The sequence below is a fragment of the Dysgonomonas termitidis genome, from assembly GCF_054657735.1.
The window spans coordinates 914,005-931,010 of the sequence record NZ_BAAHYD010000002.1; the positions used below are offsets into that span (position 1 = coordinate 914,005).

At 45.8% G+C, this 17,006-nt stretch carries 10 protein-coding genes; 3 read left to right on the top strand and 7 right to left on the bottom strand.

What is annotated here, in order from left to right:
- Positions 1 to 12 precede the first annotated feature (12 nt).
- The 3 genes from ACYQ3L_RS07750 to ACYQ3L_RS07760 all read left to right on the top strand — a co-directional run bounded on the left by ACYQ3L_RS07750 (position 13) and on the right by ACYQ3L_RS07760 (position 5,306).
- Complete coding sequence (locus tag ACYQ3L_RS07750; RefSeq protein ID WP_379994300.1) at positions 13 to 1,989, top strand: alpha-L-arabinofuranosidase C-terminal domain-containing protein; 1,977 nt, start codon at positions 13 to 15, stop codon at positions 1,987 to 1,989.
- 740 nt (positions 1,990 to 2,729) lie between these two features.
- Positions 2,730 to 4,763 carry a transketolase family protein gene (locus ACYQ3L_RS07755; protein ID WP_459952375.1) on the top strand — a complete coding sequence of 678 codons (2,034 nt, stop codon included), beginning with the start codon at positions 2,730 to 2,732 and terminating at the stop codon, positions 4,761 to 4,763.
- 87 nt (positions 4,764 to 4,850) lie between these two features.
- Positions 4,851 to 5,306, top strand: a complete 456-nt coding sequence (locus tag ACYQ3L_RS07760) for an RpiB/LacA/LacB family sugar-phosphate isomerase (protein WP_459952376.1) — start codon at positions 4,851 to 4,853, stop codon at positions 5,304 to 5,306.
- A 142-nt stretch (positions 5,307 to 5,448) separates the two neighbouring features.
- On the opposite strand, the gene ACYQ3L_RS07765 is transcribed toward ACYQ3L_RS07760, so the two are convergent.
- The 7 genes from ACYQ3L_RS07765 to ACYQ3L_RS07795 form a co-directional block, all read right to left on the bottom strand.
- Positions 5,449 to 6,384: a family 43 glycosylhydrolase gene (locus ACYQ3L_RS07765; RefSeq protein WP_380000475.1), complete on the bottom strand. Its 936-nt coding sequence runs from the start codon at positions 6,382 to 6,384 to the stop codon at positions 5,449 to 5,451.
- Positions 6,385 to 6,409: 25 nt separating this feature from the next.
- Positions 6,410 to 7,336, bottom strand: coding sequence for a family 43 glycosylhydrolase (locus tag ACYQ3L_RS07770; RefSeq protein ID WP_380000557.1), 927 nt, complete (start codon positions 7,334 to 7,336; stop codon positions 6,410 to 6,412).
- Between the two features lie 102 nt (positions 7,337 to 7,438).
- Positions 7,439 to 9,109: a GH35 family beta-galactosidase gene (locus tag ACYQ3L_RS07775; RefSeq protein WP_380000478.1), complete on the bottom strand. Its 1,671-nt coding sequence runs from the start codon at positions 9,107 to 9,109 to the stop codon at positions 7,439 to 7,441.
- Positions 9,106 to 10,515, bottom strand: a complete 1,410-nt coding sequence (locus ACYQ3L_RS07780; RefSeq protein WP_380000481.1) for a GDSL-type esterase/lipase family protein — start codon at positions 10,513 to 10,515, stop codon at positions 9,106 to 9,108. The genes ACYQ3L_RS07775 and ACYQ3L_RS07780 overlap by 4 nt, the downstream gene beginning before the upstream one ends.
- Positions 10,512 to 13,181 carry a glycoside hydrolase family 3 N-terminal domain-containing protein gene (locus ACYQ3L_RS07785; protein ID WP_380000483.1) on the bottom strand — a complete coding sequence of 890 codons (2,670 nt, stop codon included), beginning with the start codon at positions 13,179 to 13,181 and terminating at the stop codon, positions 10,512 to 10,514. The genes ACYQ3L_RS07780 and ACYQ3L_RS07785 overlap by 4 nt, the downstream gene beginning before the upstream one ends.
- Positions 13,182 to 13,295: 114 nt before the next feature.
- Positions 13,296 to 15,665 (bottom strand): glycoside hydrolase family 31 protein, encoded by a 2,370-nt coding sequence (locus ACYQ3L_RS07790; protein ID WP_380000485.1) that lies wholly within the window; start codon positions 15,663 to 15,665, stop codon positions 13,296 to 13,298.
- 9 nt (positions 15,666 to 15,674) lie between these two features.
- Positions 15,675 to 16,997, bottom strand: a complete 1,323-nt coding sequence (locus ACYQ3L_RS07795) for a glycosyl hydrolase family 28-related protein (protein ID WP_380000487.1) — start codon at positions 16,995 to 16,997, stop codon at positions 15,675 to 15,677.
- Positions 16,998 to 17,006: the final 9 nt, after the last annotated feature.

The window sequence follows — 17,006 nt, forward strand, 5'->3', positions numbered from 1 at the left end:
CCATATAGTATGATGAAAAAGAATTTATATAAAATTGTAGGCCTGGCCTCATTACTGGCTTTCGGTCAGTCGGCTGTTGCACAGCAGACCTATGAATTTACATTAGACACAAAGAAAGTGGGAGCGCCTGTTCAGTCTACCATGTACGGCCTTTTTTTCGAAGATATAAACTTCGGGGCCGATGGCGGATTGTATGCCGAGCTGGTGAAGAACAGGTCTTTTGATTTTCCGCAGGAGCTCATGGGCTGGTACACTTTCGGTAAAGTGGAAGTGCGGAAAGATAATCCTCCTTTCGATAAAAACCCGAATTATCTGGTCCTTTCCAATCCCGGACATGCACATAAGCATACAGGGATAGAGAACGAAGGCTTCCGCGGGATGGGCTTTAAGAAAGATGCGACTTACCGTTTTTCTGTTTGGGCGAAGAAAGTGAATACAACGGAAGACCAGAAAATCCGTGTCGAATTTATCAATCCCAAAGATGAAGTAATAGGCAGTCAGGAATTGATTATAAACTCACCGGACTGGCAAAAGCATCAGGTAGTAATAACAGCTAAGGCAACAGAGGAAAAGGGACGCTTACGCATATTCCTTGCATCCAGGGGTGCGATTGCCGTAGACCATGTCTCATTATTTCCTACCGACACGTATAAAGGCCGTGAGAACGGATTGAGAAAAGATCTGGCTCAGGCGCTGACAGACATTACTCCGGGTATATTCCGCTTTCCGGGAGGATGCATCGTTGAGGGCACAGACCTCGATACCCGTTATGACTGGAAAAAGACCATTGGTCCGGTTGAAAACCGTCCTGTGAATGAAAACCGATGGCACTATACATTTACTAACCGTTTCTTTCCAGATTATTATCAGAGTTACGGCTTAGGTTTTTATGAATACTTCCTTTTGTCGGAAGATATGGGGGCAGAGCCGCTTCCTGTATTAAGCTGCGGGCTGGCGTGTCAGTTTCAGAACGAAGACCGGCATGCGCATGTGCCTGTAAGCGATTTAGCGCCATACATTCAGGATGCTCTGGACCTGATTGAGTTTGCAAACGGCCCTGTAACTTCCACCTGGGGAAAAGTACGTGCCGATATGGGGCATCCCGAACCTTTCAATCTCAAATTTATAGGTATCGGTAACGAACAATGGGGAGAAGAATATCCTGAACATCTGGCTCCATTCGTGAAAGAAATTCGTGCAAAATATCCTGATATGAAGATAGTAGGCAGTTCGGGACCTTCGGCTGACGGAAAGCAATTCGACTATCTGTGGCCCGAAATGAAACGTCTGAAGGTGGATTTAGTGGACGAACATTACTATAAAGAGCCGGATTGGTTCTTCAAAAACGCTGCACGTTACGATAATTATGACCGTAAAGGTCCGGCTGTGTTTGCCGGAGAATATGCTTCACACGACCATTCTACAGGGAAACAGAACAATTTTCTGTCGGCTCTGTCCGAAGCTGCATTTATGACCGGATTGGAACGTAATGCCGATATTGTTCATATGTGTACTTATGCGCCTCTTTTTGCACATGTGGATGCATGGCAATGGTGTCCGGATATGATCTGGTTCGATAATCTGCGGATGATGAAAACTCCGAACTATTATGTGCAGCAACTTTATGCGCAAAATAAAGGGACAAATACAATGACTTTGTTGTGGCCGGATAAAAAGGCTGTGACAGGGCAGGATAACCTTTATGCTTCTGCTGTTTATGATAAAGACCAGAACTGTTACATTGTGAAAGTGGCAAATACAGGTACCGAAGCAAAGAATGTAAAAGTAACATTGACAGGAACTAAAAAGAATGCGGCATTCACAGTCGGTGACTGTATAGTCATAAAGAATAATAACTTGAAAGCAATAAATACACTCGACACACCAACGAATATTATTCCTGAGAAAGCAACAGCCTCAATAGATGGAAATATATTGAATATACAGACTCAGGGTCAGTCATTCGGTGTATATAAGGTAAAACTGTAAATCAACAATCAGATTATTTTGGAAGAATCCGGATATATTCTCTGCTTTGACGGAAAATAGTATTTGGATTCTTTTTATTTATACTAAATTTGGGATAGATTCTTTTTCAATAATTTTATCTATATAATAAGCCAATAGCCTTTAGCTGTTAGCTGATAGTTCTTTGAAAGACTGATTAAAGCGGTTACGAGTTTGCCTCGCCTTCGCTTCGGCGAATGTTATTTCTTCGCCCTTCGGGTAGTTACGAGTTACAAGTTGGCTGACGTTTTGTTTTGTTTCACGCAAAGACGCAAAGGCGCAAAGTTCTACATCTTACGAGTTGTTGACTGATGACTGTAAATACTGTTACCTTTGTTACCTTTTGGGAGAAAGATACGAGAGACAGGTTGTTAACTACTCTCTGACGGGATGCTTCGTTTCTCTCACCCGCTCGCGCAGACGTCTCGTCTGTGTGTTGCGTAGCAAACATCAACAAGACACGGACTGGAAGTCCGCGCCAGCGGGAGTTAACTACTCCCTGACGAGATGCTTCGTTTCTCTCAGCATGACAGACCACGATACTGATGACTGTTTACTGTTAATACTGTTTATTGTTCACTGAAAAAAGTGTTACCTTTGTTACTTTTTAAGAAAGTTACGAGTTACAAGTTGGTTTACTGTTGACTGCTAACTGATATATCTGTTACTTTTGTTACTTTTTCAATCCGAATTAATTATAATAATCATATACAATATAACCGATGACACCAATCAAATTATTAAACAAAGCAGCGGACAACATCCGCATTCTATCGGCCTCGATGGTCGAGAAGGCCAAATCGGGCCATCCGGGTGGCGCTATGGGCGGCGCCGACTTCATCAATGTGCTTTTCACCGGGTTTCTGGTTTACGACCCTAAGAACCCGCGGTGGGAAGGCCGTGACCGTTTCTTTTTAGATCCCGGACATATGTCCCCGATGCTGTATTCCACCCTTGCCCTTGCCGGCAAGTTCAGCATGGAAGACCTGCAGGGCTTCCGCCAGTGGGGCAGCGTAACGCCGGGACATCCCGAAAGGGATATCCTGCGTGGCATAGAGAACACCTCCGGTCCGCTCGGACAAGGACATACCTTTGCCGTGGGAGCGGCCATCGCCGCCAAGTTCCTCAAACAACGCTTCGGAGACTGCATGGACCAGACCATCTATGCCTTTATCTCCGACGGAGGCGTGCAGGAAGAGATCTCACAGGGAGCAGGCCGTACGGCAGGACACCTTGGACTTGACAACCTGATTATGTTCTACGACTCCAACGGCATCCAGCTGTCTACCAAGACCCGCGAAGTGACCGAAGAAGACGTGGCCGCCAAATATACGGCATGGGGCTGGCGTGTGATCACCATCACAGGAAATGACGCCACCCAGATCCGTGCCGCCCTGACAGAAGCCAAGCTCGAGAAAGAACGCCCTACCCTGATTATCGGTAAGACCGTGATGGGAAAAGGAGCGGTCAAGGCAGACGGCACAAGCTTCGAAGACGAAACGGAGACACACGGCCAGCCACTAAGTGCAGCCGGGGCCTCTTATGAGAAGACCATCGAGAATCTGGGCGGTGACCCGGCCAATCCGTTCGTTATCTTCCCTGAAGTCAAAGAACTCTACGAAAAACGTGCTGCCGAACTGGCAGAGATAGTAGCAAAAAAATATGCTGCCAAAGAAGCCTGGGCAAAACAAAATCCCGAAGCGGCACAAAAGATGCAGCAGTGGTTCGACGGTTATGTACCGGCTATCGACTGGGCCGGCATCGAACAGAAGCCAAATCAGGCCACCCGTGCCGCCTCCGCTACCGTATTAGGAGTATTGGCCAGACAGGTGGAGAATATGATCGTATCATCAGCCGACCTGTCCAATTCGGACAAGACCGACGGTTTCCTCAAGCATACCCGCAGCATGAAGAAAGGCGACTTCTCGGGAGCCTTCCTGCAGGCAGGAGTATCGGAGCTGACCATGGCCTGCCTGTGTATCGGTATGACCCTCCATGGAGGAGTCACAGCCGCCTGCGCCACCTTCTTCGTATTCTCCGACTATATGAAGCCAGCCATCCGCCTTGCAGCGCTGATGGAACTGCCGGTCAAGTTCATCTGGACACACGATGCCTTCCGCGTAGGCGAAGACGGCCCTACCCACGAACCGGTGGAACAGGAAGCCCAGATACGCCTGATGGAGAAACTCCAGAACCATCACGGTCACAACTCGATGCTGGTTCTGCGTCCTGCCGACGTACAGGAAGCTACCGTAGCCTGGAAGATGGCCATGGAGAACAAAACCACTCCGACAGGCCTTATCTTCTCACGGCAGAATATCAACGACCTGCCGGCCAAAGTAAACCGCTACACGGAAGCCCTACAGGCTGAAAAAGGGGCTTACATCGTGGAAGAAGATGAGAACTACGATGTTATCCTGCTGGCTTCGGGTTCGGAAGTATCGACCCTTGTGGAGGGAGCTAAGCTATTGAAAGCCGAAGGTATTAAGACCCGTATCGTATCGGTACCCTCCGAGGGTCTGTTCCGTGCACAGAGCGAAGCATACCAGCAAAGCGTACTTCCTGCCGGCAAGCGGAAGTTCGGCCTTACCGCAGGTCTTCCTGTCACCCTTCAGGGCCTTGTAGGCGATAAAGGCAGGATCTGGGGGATGAACTCCTTCGGTTTCTCCGCCCCTTACAAGGTGCTGGACGAGAAACTGGGCTTTACCCCTGAGAATGTATACAACCAGGTGAAACAGTTAACAGTAAACAGTTAACAAAGAACAAACAGTTGCAGGTTGTGGAATGAAAGCAGCCTGCAACTTATCATTCATCATTCATAACTCATAACTCAGAACTATCACATGAGCTTATTTCCCATCCCCTCAAAACCCATCGGACTGGCCAGTGACCATGCCGGCTACCCGGTGAAAGAATATATCATCAGCCTGTTCAGGGAACAGGGCATCCCTTATGCCGATTTCGGTACCTATGATGGTACACAGAGTGTCGATTATCCCGACTTCGGCCATAAGCTGGGAGAGGCCATCGACAGTGGCGACTGCGACAGGGGCATTGCCATCTGCGGTACGGGCAACGGTATCAACATGACTTTGAACCATCATAAGCATGTAAGGAGCGCCCTATGCTGGAATACGGAGATAGCAAGGCTGGTCAGGATGCATAACGATGCCAATGTGCTGACTCTGCCCGGCAGGTTTGTATCTCAGAAAGAGGCCTATGATATGATCGAAGTCTTCTTCAATACCGACTTTGAAGGGGGGAGGCATCAGGCCAGGATTGATAAGATCAACGCTTGAAAAGGAAAGACCGGATTATTGACAATCCAGCCTTCTCCTATTTTTAGTATTGATAGTTAATTCCTGACAGACAGAGGGATGTTAAACAATAGGGGAGTATGTGCTTTTCATAGTGATTTAATAGAATGTTAAACGCCAGATATCATTTCCAGCCCTCTTTCGTCCGGATTACTTTTCTGATGGTACCATCAGGATTGTAATATAGCTTGTCTACGCAAATAGAACGTAGATTGCCTTTTCCGGAAAGCGAACTGTCATGATAGAATGCATACCACTGTCCTTTATATTCGACTATCGAACCGTGGTTTGTATCGCAGCCGGTAGGGTCCATATATACACCCTGATATTTCCATGGTCCCAACGGGCTTTTACTGGTTGCATACTTCTTGCGGTTGGCTCCGGGATTATTGTCCGAATATGAAAGGTAATAGGTTTCATTGTATTTGTGTACCCATGTAGCTTCATGGAAATCGTCAAGGCCGGTCATTTCCTGTAGTTTACCATCTAATTCTATCATGTTGGCTTTCATTTTAGCGCCTTTGCACCGGCCTCCTCCACCATAGTAGAAGTAGACTTGTCCGTCATCATCGGTAAAGACACAAGGGTCTATCATGGCAAAATTATCTTCTCCTAAATCGAGATATCCCTGTACCTTGAAATCACTGGCCGGTTTGGTGCTGGTCGCGATCCCCACTTTCCATGTTTTGTTCCACTCCGTTCCGCTTGGGTGAGGAAAGTAGAAGTAATATACACCATTTTTGTAGGCGCAATCCGGTGCCCACATAAATCCGCCTTCGGGCCTTCCCCACGGAACCTGACTGGAACGAAGTATCTCGCCGTGATCTGTCCAGTTTACCATATCATCGGTAGAGAAAACGTGGTATTGGTCCATCAGGTCGCAACCTCTCGGAGGAGCGATATCATGTGATGCATATACATATAGCCGTCCGTCGGCCCATACACGTGCTGAAGGGTCGGCTGTGTACATGTGTCTGATAAACGGATTCTTTTGAGCATACGTATTGTTTGGGACAAGAATGTATGTTATAATACATAATAGGTGTGCTATCTTGTTCATTATAAGCTTATTTTATGGGTTGTTGTTATTTCCGGCCTTCTTTTGTCTGCTTCACCATCCGGATTGTCCCGTCTTCGTTATAGTATAGTTTATCTACACAAATGGAACGGAGCCAGTCGTTGAATTCACCATTTTTGAGGGAGAGCGAACTGTCATGGTAGAATGAGTACCATTGTCCTTTGTATTCGACTATAGAGCCGTGATTTGTATAACTGTTGGTAGGCTCCATATAGATACCCTGATGCTCCCATGGACCGAGCGGACTATTGCTGGTCGCGTAACGCATCCTGTTATCCCCTTTTACTCCGTCATTCCAGTTATCATCGTGATTATCGGAGTATGACAAGTAGTAGATACCATTGCGTTTGTGTACCCATGTGGCTTCGTGGAAATCATACAATCCTTCCATCTTTTGCAGTTTGCCGTCTACCTCCATCATATTGTCTTTCAGTTTACCACCAAGGCAGACACCGCCTCCACCCTGATAAATATAAGCCTGTCCGTCATCATCGATAAATACGTTGGGGTCGATATGAGCTTCCATACCTTTTACATAGCCTTGCACTACGAAGTCTTTTGCCGGGTACTTACTTGTGGCCACACCTATCTTCCAGCTTTTGCCCCAGTTTGATTCACTCGGATGAGGAAAATAGAAGTAATACGTTCCGTTCTTGTAGACGCAATCGGGAGCCCACATAAATCCGCCCTCGGGTCTGCCCCAAGGCACCTGGCTCGAACGGAGTATCTCGCCGTGGTCTACCCAGTTTACCATATCGTCGGTAGAGAATACATGGTACTGGTCCATCAGGTCGCAACCTCTCGGGGGTGCAATATCATGCGATGCATATACATACAGGCGGCCGTCGGCCCATACACGTGCCGAAGGATCGGCGGTGTACATATGTTGTATAAACGGGTTTTTCTGACCGGAAACATTATTGGACAACAGCATGCATAAGAATAATCCGAATAATGGATAAATGGCTTTGGCTTTACGAAGAACAGGGTACTTTTTCATTTCTTTAATATGTTATTAAGTTGTATAATTATTCAGTTAATCGAAGATGTTTTTGTTGGTATAAGTCGAACTCTTGACAGGTATTACTTTGATTCGCAGGATGGATACCAGATTCTGGTTTGCATCTTCACTCAGATAAACAGGAGGGAGCTTGACACCGCCTACTCCCTGCATAGCTTCGTCTCCTCCTATATATTTTGAAGTCTTCCATTCCCCGTTTACAAAGTAGCCCTCCCTGATAGTTCCATAACTGATACCCCGTAATGATTTTACTTTAGAGCGGAATGATATATCTGCTCCGTTTCCAGCAATTAAGAACTCATCTTCGGAAAGCCTTATTACCAATCCATAGCCCAGATAAGGATAATTGTAATGGATATTGATCTCATAATCTCCAAAATCAATTTTATCGGACTTATTATCTTGTTGCATAAATCCCCTCATTTTGCCCGATCCATGCTCTTTAGTAATCAGGGGAATCAGGTTGTTCAATACATGATATGCATCTTTCAGAGGGTGTTTATCGTCATAGATAGCGTTGTCAATGGCAAAGGGAGAGAATCCCAAAGCGTCAAATTCACTTAAAGTATAGAATGCTTTTGCCGGGCTGCTCCACTTTTCCCCCCGCCACAGGGCGACAGCTTCGGGAACGAAGACCGGATTACCATTTCTGTTGTATTGCTTTAGTTGGGATATATAGTCTTCATTATAGTTGTCTATGGCCAGAAAGTCTATAGACGGAGCTGCACACTGGTATATATCCAGCATCCGGTGATTAGGGCCGCCACTGGGATAGTTTCCCGGTACCGGATCGCCCGGATAAATGGTCCATGCGTTTACAAACATAGGAATGGCATATTCTTTCTTCCCACTGGCGGCAACCTGCTCTACGAATCTGGCATAATACCATCCCATGAACATTTCATCGGCAAGTTTCTGACTATCATTCCCGAATAGCGAGAGCCAGTTTCCCCGGGATTTCTTCCCGTTGGCTTTCCATTGCCCGGTTATTTCGGGTAGAATTTGTTTCTCATTCTTTTGGAGATATTGAACCAGTTCGACAGGCACTTCTTTCGCAAATAGCTCATTCGCCTTATCAGAACGGTCGCGGCTATCTCCCAGCAGACCCATTTCGTTTTCTATCTGCATCATAAGCACAGTATGTTCTTCGCCGTCTGTTTGCTTAATGAAGTTCATTAAAGCGCCGAATACTTTACTATCGGCTTTTATCAGGTTCTCGCTGAAATTTGAGAGGAACGGACGGTTTTCCCCTTTGTCGTTTTCCATTCGTGGAAATCTCCTGGTATCTCTCATCATCCAATGCGGGGCATATCCTGAGGAGCCGTTTTTCCAGCTACCGAACCATAAAAAGACGAGTTTCAAATCATGTCGGCGGGCTTCTTTGATAAGACCCTCTACAATGGAAAAGTCATATTGGCCTTCTTCCGGTTCTATTTGTTCCCAAGCTATGGTTGCCAGCACTGTATTCAGGTTAAGTGCTTTTAGCTGCTTCCATTTTGGGGCCATACTTTCCAGGGTAGAAGCACTGGAGTTCATCAGTTCGCCGGCAAGCATTATGTATGGCCTGCCATTTACAATGAGTTGGGTAATATTGTTTTCATTCCTCTTTAAATGAGGAATATCCTGTCCCCATATCGATCCGGCTGATAATAAATATATAAATATGAAGATTATAGCTTTTCTCATTTCATTATTTGATTGCTATTAGCTTTTAATATGAAGTCTACTATCGGTGCAGGATTGGGGAAACTATGCGGATGATGTTTGAATCCGTGTTTCATCATTACGGTAATATCACCGCCCAGGGCCTTGATCTTCTCTTCAAAAAGAAGTGTCTGGGTAGGTGGTACCGCTTCATCCTGGTCGGCACAGAGTATCAGTATCGGATATCTCCCTTTTACGATTTCCTTTACCTTATCTGTGGGGCTGCCATTGAAGTTGCGGATATCATCCTTCGTTTTCAGTCCGTATGCGGCCATAAAATCCCTTGTCATTTCCCCTAAGTCGCCTTCCCTGTCGGCCAGATAGCGGCAATCGAGCAAAGGATTATCTACATATACACAACTTATCTTGTCGGGATTGGCTGCTGCCCAGCAGAATGAGTACATAGCTCCGCGGCTCATGCCTTCCATGGCGCTCTTTCTGGATAATCCCGCTTTGATCAGTATCTTATAAAAATCAGACCAGATAGATAATGCTTCCTGATTTCCCATCAGTTCGGCCACATCACAATAGACCAGATGGAATCCTCTTTCGAGCAAGGCTATGTCTGTCTGAGGTTCGTGTGCCCAGAAGCGGGTGCGCCAAATCCATGGTTTTCCCGGTGCGGCTTCTTTGGGTTTTACCACTTTACATTCACGTCCTCTTAATTTGAAGTCGGCACATACATATCCGCTGAATTCGGAAGTGGTATACGGTACCTTTATATTCGTCAGTATATCAAAGTCCTTGTCTGTCTTCAGGGTTACCTGTTCGAACAACCTGCGGGCAATAATGGCAGCGCCTTCATTGTCGGGATGAATATTATCAGGCATTAAGTCCTTCCTGTTAATGAGTAAGGGGTGCATATCCAGTACTTCAATACCTTCCTTATAGGCCGCTTTGCGAAGGCAGGGAATTATCTTATTCACAATCACCGCATCCCATATCTGCGCTGTATCGGGTTCGAACGAAACAATAGGAAGCATCAGTATTACCCGCGGATTGGACGGCAGTTGTCTGAAAGACTTTATCATATCGATACAATCCCCTTCCATTTCATTCATATGGATACGATTCCGGGCTTTGGCATCGTTCCCTCCCAAATCGATGAATACAATATCAGGATTGCTGGCGAGCGCTTTTTTATATTGCTCTGTTTCCCGGTAAGGAAAATCTCCTTTACGAAGCATTGTGCGGCCACCGAGGCCGAAATTCAAAACTTTATACTCGTTTCCAAGCAAGGTTCCCAGTTGTGCCGGAAATGAATTCTTTGCCATATCGGTAGTTCCTGCTCCTTCGGTGATGCTGGCGCCGATGCAGGCTATCCTTTTTTGCGCACTGATGGTTGTCGTCAGTAATAAGGAAAGCGCTAGTGTTAATAACTGTTTCATTCTGTTATGGTTATACTTTGAGTGAGATGTATGTTTTTTGATGAACTTCCGACCATTATTTCGAACTCCCCGGGTTCTACCACACGTTTCATTCCGGCATTTATCAATGACAAATGTTCCGGAGTAAGATTTATCTTTACCTCCTTGCTTTCTCCTGCTTTCAGGAATACATTGGCAAAGCCTTTTAATAGTTTTACCGGAGTTGCGACACTACTAACTTTATCGTTTATATATAACTGTACTACCTCTGCCCCGTCTACATTTCCTGTATTTCTCAGGTTGATAGTTACCGTGACATTGTCAGTTGTTTTTGGATTTTCGGGTTGTATGCTTAGTGCTGAGTAAGTGAAATCGGTATAGCTAAGTCCATACCCGAATTCATATAGCGGTTCCCCGTTCCCGTCTACATATCTGCGGCTGGCAGATGGTTTCTTTGAATAATATATAGGTAATGAGCCTTGCTCTTTCGGGAAGCTGATTGATAATTTACCCGAAGGATTATAGTCGCCCCATAGGACATCGGCCACAGCATCTCCTCCGGCTTCGCCGGGATACCATGCCTGAAGAAGGGCGTTCGAATTTGCAGCTATTTCCGTAAGCACCAGCGGGCGGCCTGTAAGCATTACTGTTACAACAGGTTTATTGGCCTGTTTAGCTGTTTTGATAATATCCAGATCGGTTTGATGAGGATAGAGGTTTTGCCTGTCGCGGCTTTCACCTACTTCGTCGTTTGTTTCGCCGATTACAACTATTGTAACATCGGAAGCGGCGGCAGCATTTGCCACATCCCTGTACAAAGATGAAGATGTAAGTTGTGTCATTCTCCATTTCAGATTGATGTAAGCAATATCTTCTATCTCGGCATATTCCAGTGTAACGGGAACAGGTTTTCCGGCTGTCATACTTATTTTCTTACTGCCTGTCTGTTTCCGTTTGTCATTTCCCCAGCAGTCAATAAGGAGTTCATTGTTTATGGATACACGTGCATAATCATCAGCATTCAGCTGGAATTCGTATTCGCCCGATACGGGGGCTGTGATAGTTCCGCTCCAACGGACGGAAAAATTATCAGAGTTTATACCGGGAGCGGGACTCAGGTTGTGCCAGTAAACGGACAGGTTATCACCGGTAGACGTATAGACCGGCGAGCCTTGAAAGTCGGTATTGTTGAAGAACTCCATATCCAACCCATTCTTATCGGGAGTTGATTTCGGATTCAGAGCCGTTAAAGGAATGTTTGAGAAGCGTTCCGATATATCACTGTTTACAAAATTGATCTTTACATTATCGCCGAATCTTTTTTTCAAGGCCTGATATACTGTTACACCTTTTGCTCCGGCCGGAGAGTAACCTCCTAACGAAGATACATTGGCCAGATTACCGACAAGGGCGATAGACTTGATATTCTTTTTTAAAGGTAATATATCGTCTTTGTTTTCGAGTAATACGATTGATTTCCGGGCAGCTTCAAGGGCTAATTTCCGGTGCTCTTCACTATGGAATACTTTCGCTGTTAACGCTTCATCCGTATAGGGATTATCGAAAAGCCCGAGTTCGAATTTTACCCTCAATACACTACCTGCCGCCCTGTCCAAATCTTTTTCAGATAGTTTACCATCTTTCACAGCCTGCACAACTGTATTCTGAAATACATCGTGGGGATAATCATAAAACTGCATATCCAGTCCTGCAGAGAGCGCATTTACAATCGCTTCTTCGCCCGACGCGGCAGTATGGTGGTCTTTATATTGTTTGGCAATAGCTCCTAGGTCGGATACAACAAAGCCGCCGAATTTCCATTCGTCACGCAATATGGTTTTTAGCAGCCAGGGGTCAGCAATAGCCGGCACACCATCCCTTTCGTGATAGGCTGCCATAATCCCTTTTGCCTTTGCTTCGGTAACGGCTTTCTCGAATACATAGAGATGTGTGGAACGGGCTTCCCGTTCCCCGATAAAGACCGGTGAAGTATTTACTCCCCCTTCGGGTATGCCGTGTATGGCAAAGTGCTTCGGTTCGGCGACAACGGCATTGTTGTCTTTCAGGCTGTTGCCCTGCATTCCTTTTATCAGGTTAACGGCGTAACGTGACGAGAGGTATGGGTCTTCCCCGAATGTTTCTTCGGTACGTCCCCAACGGATATCGCGGGCCAGATCGAGGTTCGGCCCCAGTATGAAATGCACGCCGTGTGCCCGGGCCTCGGCGGCAATAGCTTTGCCTATATTATTTACCAATATGGTATCCCATGAGGATGAATTGCCTATCGGGGTGGGGAATGTAGTCGCTCCCTCGCCCTGATAACCGTGTAATGCTTCTTCTATAAATATTAAGGGGATTCCCAGACGGGAATTCTCTATCGCGCGTTTTTGTACTGCATTGGCAATTGCAGCCGTTTTAGGATAAAAATCATGAATGGAACCAATGCACATGGAATCTATGAAATGCATAGCTTGCGCCTCATTCAGCTTATCGGGGCCATCGAGTATATCATTCGCTGAAAGCATATCCAGCTGGGCGGCTTTCTCCTCTAATGTCATCCGGGAGAGCAGGTCGTTTACCCTCTCTTCTACCGGCGCGTTTGCGTTTTTGTAACGTGGCGTGTCTGAACATCCTGCACTGAGGAGCAGCAGAAAAGCTGCGACACAGATGTAATTTATCTTTCTCATGGGTATAATTTTAATCAAGGCTATTTAGTTGATTTTTCCTGGATCAAAAGTATTTCTACTCCATTAAAATAACCTTAACAGGAACATTAAGACACGCTTAATAACGCATTAATACTACATTTTAACGTTAATTTCTTTTCCATCAAATACAATAAGGTGATCAGCCTTGTCTGTTAAAGACCGGATGCTTTTCCCGGCAGGCAAAAGGGTAATTCTGAAAGTCCGTTTAGATAACATACCCGGAAATTCTCCTTGTCTTGCACCTATGGTAAGGGTTTGGCTTATATCATCCCACATCATTTTGATTGTGGAATAAATACCTTTCTCATAATTGTAATTATTGTTTTCGTCTTCATATAAGACAAACTCGGTGTCAGCACCCGGATATATGAAAATATTGAGGTTATCCCAGTTCTTTTCTTCTGCATATTGCACTTTTGGCCCCCAAGGCAGAATAGTACCGGCCTTTATATATAAAGGAATAATGTCGATAGGAGCGGCTTTGCTTATCTCCTGTCCTCCTTTGATTTTCTCTCCTGTCCAGAAGTCATACCAGTCAGCACCTTTCGGCAGGTACACTTTTTGTATTTTTGCCGCGCTGAAGTCGGCGACCGTCCTGCCATCCCGTGTACGGTTTACATACATAGAGTCGGTTACAGGTGTTACGAGGATAGATTTTCCAAACATAAACTGGTTGTCTATGTCATATACTTTCGGGTCCTTCGCAAAATCCATCATTAAAGCGCGCATCATCGAGCCCGAATTATTTGTAATGTCATGTCCTGTCGAATACATATACGGCATCAGGCTATAGCGCATATTGATATATTTCTCCTGTACGTCGAAGGCCCAGTCTCCTCTTTTCCCGAACTGATAGATTTCCCGCGGGGTATTTGTCCCATGCGAACGCATCATCGGAGTAAATGTCCCGAATTGCAGCCAGCGTACATACAGCTCGTGGAAAGCAATATCTTTAATCCCTCCGGGATATGCCCTGCCTGCCCAGAAACCGCCTATATCGGTATTCCAGTAAGGGATACCGCAAAGAGAAAAGTTTAATCCTGCCGGAATCTGTTTACGCAGAGTGCTCCATCTGGAATCGATATCTCCCGACCAGGAATTTGCACCGTAACGTTGCTGTCCGGCAAAAGCTGAACGGGTGAAAATATACACGCGCTTATCCGCAGTAACTTTTCGCTGGTTATCATAAACGCCTCCGACAGAAACGATGGGGAAAGCATTGGAGATGTCTCTGTAAGTTCCCAGAAAAGTTGCTCCGTCGAGAGTTTCCCCGTTGATATTATCCTCCGGCTCCGTGGCATCGAGCCACCAAGCATCCATACCTAACGAGAAAATGTTCTTGTTCATGTAGTCCCAGTATATTTTACGGGCTTCGGGGTTGAATGCATCGTACACCCTTACCCCATTGTTGTGGGGATAAGTATCGAAGTTCAGCAATAGTTTCCTTTTATTCAAATCTTTGTGAATATTAGTATTCGGGCCGAAAGACGGCCATACCGATATAGCCACATGCACATGCAGCCTGTGTATATCCTCCACCATTTGCTTTGGATTGGGGAAGGCCGGATTTCCGAATTCGACAGCGTTCCAATGCGTGTTATCGGTACTCCAGTATTGCCAGTCCTGTATGATGCCATCGAGAGGAACTCCCAGTTCGCGGTATTTCCTGACAGTGCCTGCCAGTTCATCCTGAGAGGTATAACGCTCGCGGCTCTGCCAGAATCCATACGTCCAGAGCGGGAACATAGGCGCCTGCCCTGTAAGGTTGCGTATCCGGGCGATAGTGCCGTCCGCATCCTTCCCATACATAAAGTAATAATCGATACATTTGCCCGAGACCGATGTAAATGACATCCCATCGAAGGAGTCTTTATATTCGGTTTCCGAATAATTATCCCAGAATACAGCATATCCTTTTACTGAGTGGATAATAGGAACAGCAATCTCCGTATTCATCTGACGCAGGCGCACGCTTTTTCCCCGCTGATTCATATATCCCTGCTGGTGTTGCCCAAGTCCGTACATCGCTTCCTGCTTGTCCAGCAGGAAGGTTTGTTGAATCTCGTAGGTCTTTCCGCTTTTGTACTGTTTGTCCGTAAAGAGAGAGGAAGAGCTTTTTTCAGCAATGAACGGACGGGTGTCCAATCCATTGAATTGTACATCCCCTGTTGTCAGGTTGAGGGTAACAATTATTTCAGAAGATGAAAGGGAAATTACATTATTAAACCTCTCTGTTTTAAAATCTGTCTTTTCCGGTATCTTTATCACTGAAAGGCTCTTTTTATTAACCTTCTCGGTTTTAGGATATTTCAATACCCTGACAATCCTGGGACTATAGAATTGCAATTCGATCGCAGTGCGGCCGACTTCAGCTTTTACGCCTTGAGATGTTTGCTGATAGCTTTGTGCGCTCAATAGCGTTGACAAAGCCATCAACATAAGGATTGTTATAGATTTCTTCATGCCCTGCTGTTATTCTGTACCCAGATTTCCGTTTATATAGCTGTTAGTGGCATTATTGCTGATACGGACTTTCCCCTTGATGGTATTTTCGCTGACAATAGCGCGCTGTACGTCTTTACTGATAGTAATCTGCGGACTGTCGTGCATGAAGTCGCATCCACGTACAACGATAGAACCGCTGTTTGCCTGTATTGCACTTCTGTTTTCCTTGTTTCTGTCCCATTGTACGAAAATACAGTCGGAGAAACCTACTGTTCCTTCTCCGTTGATTTTGGCAATCTGGTTGCAAGGGCCCCAGAACGCGCTGTTTACAAAGCGTACATTGCCATGATTGGCCGATGTTACTTCCACCATTGTAGGGTCATCGCCATTCAGGGCAACAAATTCGGCATTAGTGATAAGTATTCCATAAGCTGCGCTTTGCTCTACTTTTACAGATGTGTGGCAGGCATCGGCACCTATTCCCAGGAAGTTCCCGTTACATGAGCCTGTACTCCCCTGGCTTGCCCCGAACTTATATCCTACATTATATCCGAAGCAGAAAGTATTTATTACATAGTGCCAGTCGGTACGCTCGAAGATAAACGCTTCGCCATGCTCCCTTTGCCAGTTGTAAAGAGTAGGTTTCATACTCCACCATGGATTCCAGTGTACATTTTCAATACGGCCTATGTCATAGATGGCATCTACATATATGCCTCGGCGAAGCGGCTGCCCGCTGATATTGCGGATAAGGGCGCGTTCGTTATGCGATGCGTCGATAGCATTATAAGGATTGAGCATTTCCACATCGAGAAGAGCCGGATTTTTACCTTTCATAGCTACCCCCCACGGATAAGCATCGGGTATTTTGTCCGGGTCTTGTGATGGCCAGTACATTACAACGCCTCGCAGGGTACTGTTTGTATTGATCGTTATGGCAGGAGTACCATCAAGGTCTTTCCCTTTATTTCCTGTGATGAGTAGTGTTGTGCCGTCATCACCCGGTTTTGGCAGTCCGGCGTTGCGGATACCATTATGTGATGGTACCGATTCTATCGAACCCTTTAAGGTAATGGCTTGCGGAATATTCAGCGATCCGGCGATCAGATAGGTGCCATTAGGCAAATAAACAGTCCCTCCTCTTTTACCGAAAGAGTTCATTGCTTTTTGGATAGCGTCCGTGTCATCTGTGACTCCATCCGCTTTTGCTCCGAAATCCTTAACAGAAACAACATCAACGGATTCCGGATAAGGCTTGATGTCCGCATCCTGTTGTTTTTTACTTAATCCCTGTGCCGACATGCTTGTTGTACCAAGGATGAAGAGCAGTGTAAATATTATTTTTTTCATAATAAATAG

Coding starts and splice junctions, on each gene's coding strand:
- ACYQ3L_RS07790 (WP_380000485.1), bottom strand. CDS start 15,665: ATGAAGAAATCTATAACAATCCTTATGTTGATGGCTTTGTCAACGCTA.
- ACYQ3L_RS07765 (WP_380000475.1), bottom strand. CDS start 6,384: ATGAACAAGATAGCACACCTATTATGTATTATAACATACATTCTTGTC.
- ACYQ3L_RS07750 (WP_379994300.1), top strand. CDS start 13: ATGAAAAAGAATTTATATAAAATTGTAGGCCTGGCCTCATTACTGGCT.
- ACYQ3L_RS07795 (WP_380000487.1), bottom strand. CDS start 16,997: ATGAAAAAAATAATATTTACACTGCTCTTCATCCTTGGTACAACAAGC.
- ACYQ3L_RS07760 (WP_459952376.1), top strand. CDS start 4,851: ATGAGCTTATTTCCCATCCCCTCAAAACCCATCGGACTGGCCAGTGAC.
- ACYQ3L_RS07775 (WP_380000478.1), bottom strand. CDS start 9,109: ATGAGAAAAGCTATAATCTTCATATTTATATATTTATTATCAGCCGGA.
- ACYQ3L_RS07770 (WP_380000557.1), bottom strand. CDS start 7,336: ATGCTGTTGTCCAATAATGTTTCCGGTCAGAAAAACCCGTTTATACAA.
- ACYQ3L_RS07780 (WP_380000481.1), bottom strand. CDS start 10,515: ATGAAACAGTTATTAACACTAGCGCTTTCCTTATTACTGACGACAACC.
- ACYQ3L_RS07755 (WP_459952375.1), top strand. CDS start 2,730: ATGACACCAATCAAATTATTAAACAAAGCAGCGGACAACATCCGCATT.
- ACYQ3L_RS07785 (WP_380000483.1), bottom strand. CDS start 13,181: ATGAGAAAGATAAATTACATCTGTGTCGCAGCTTTTCTGCTGCTCCTC.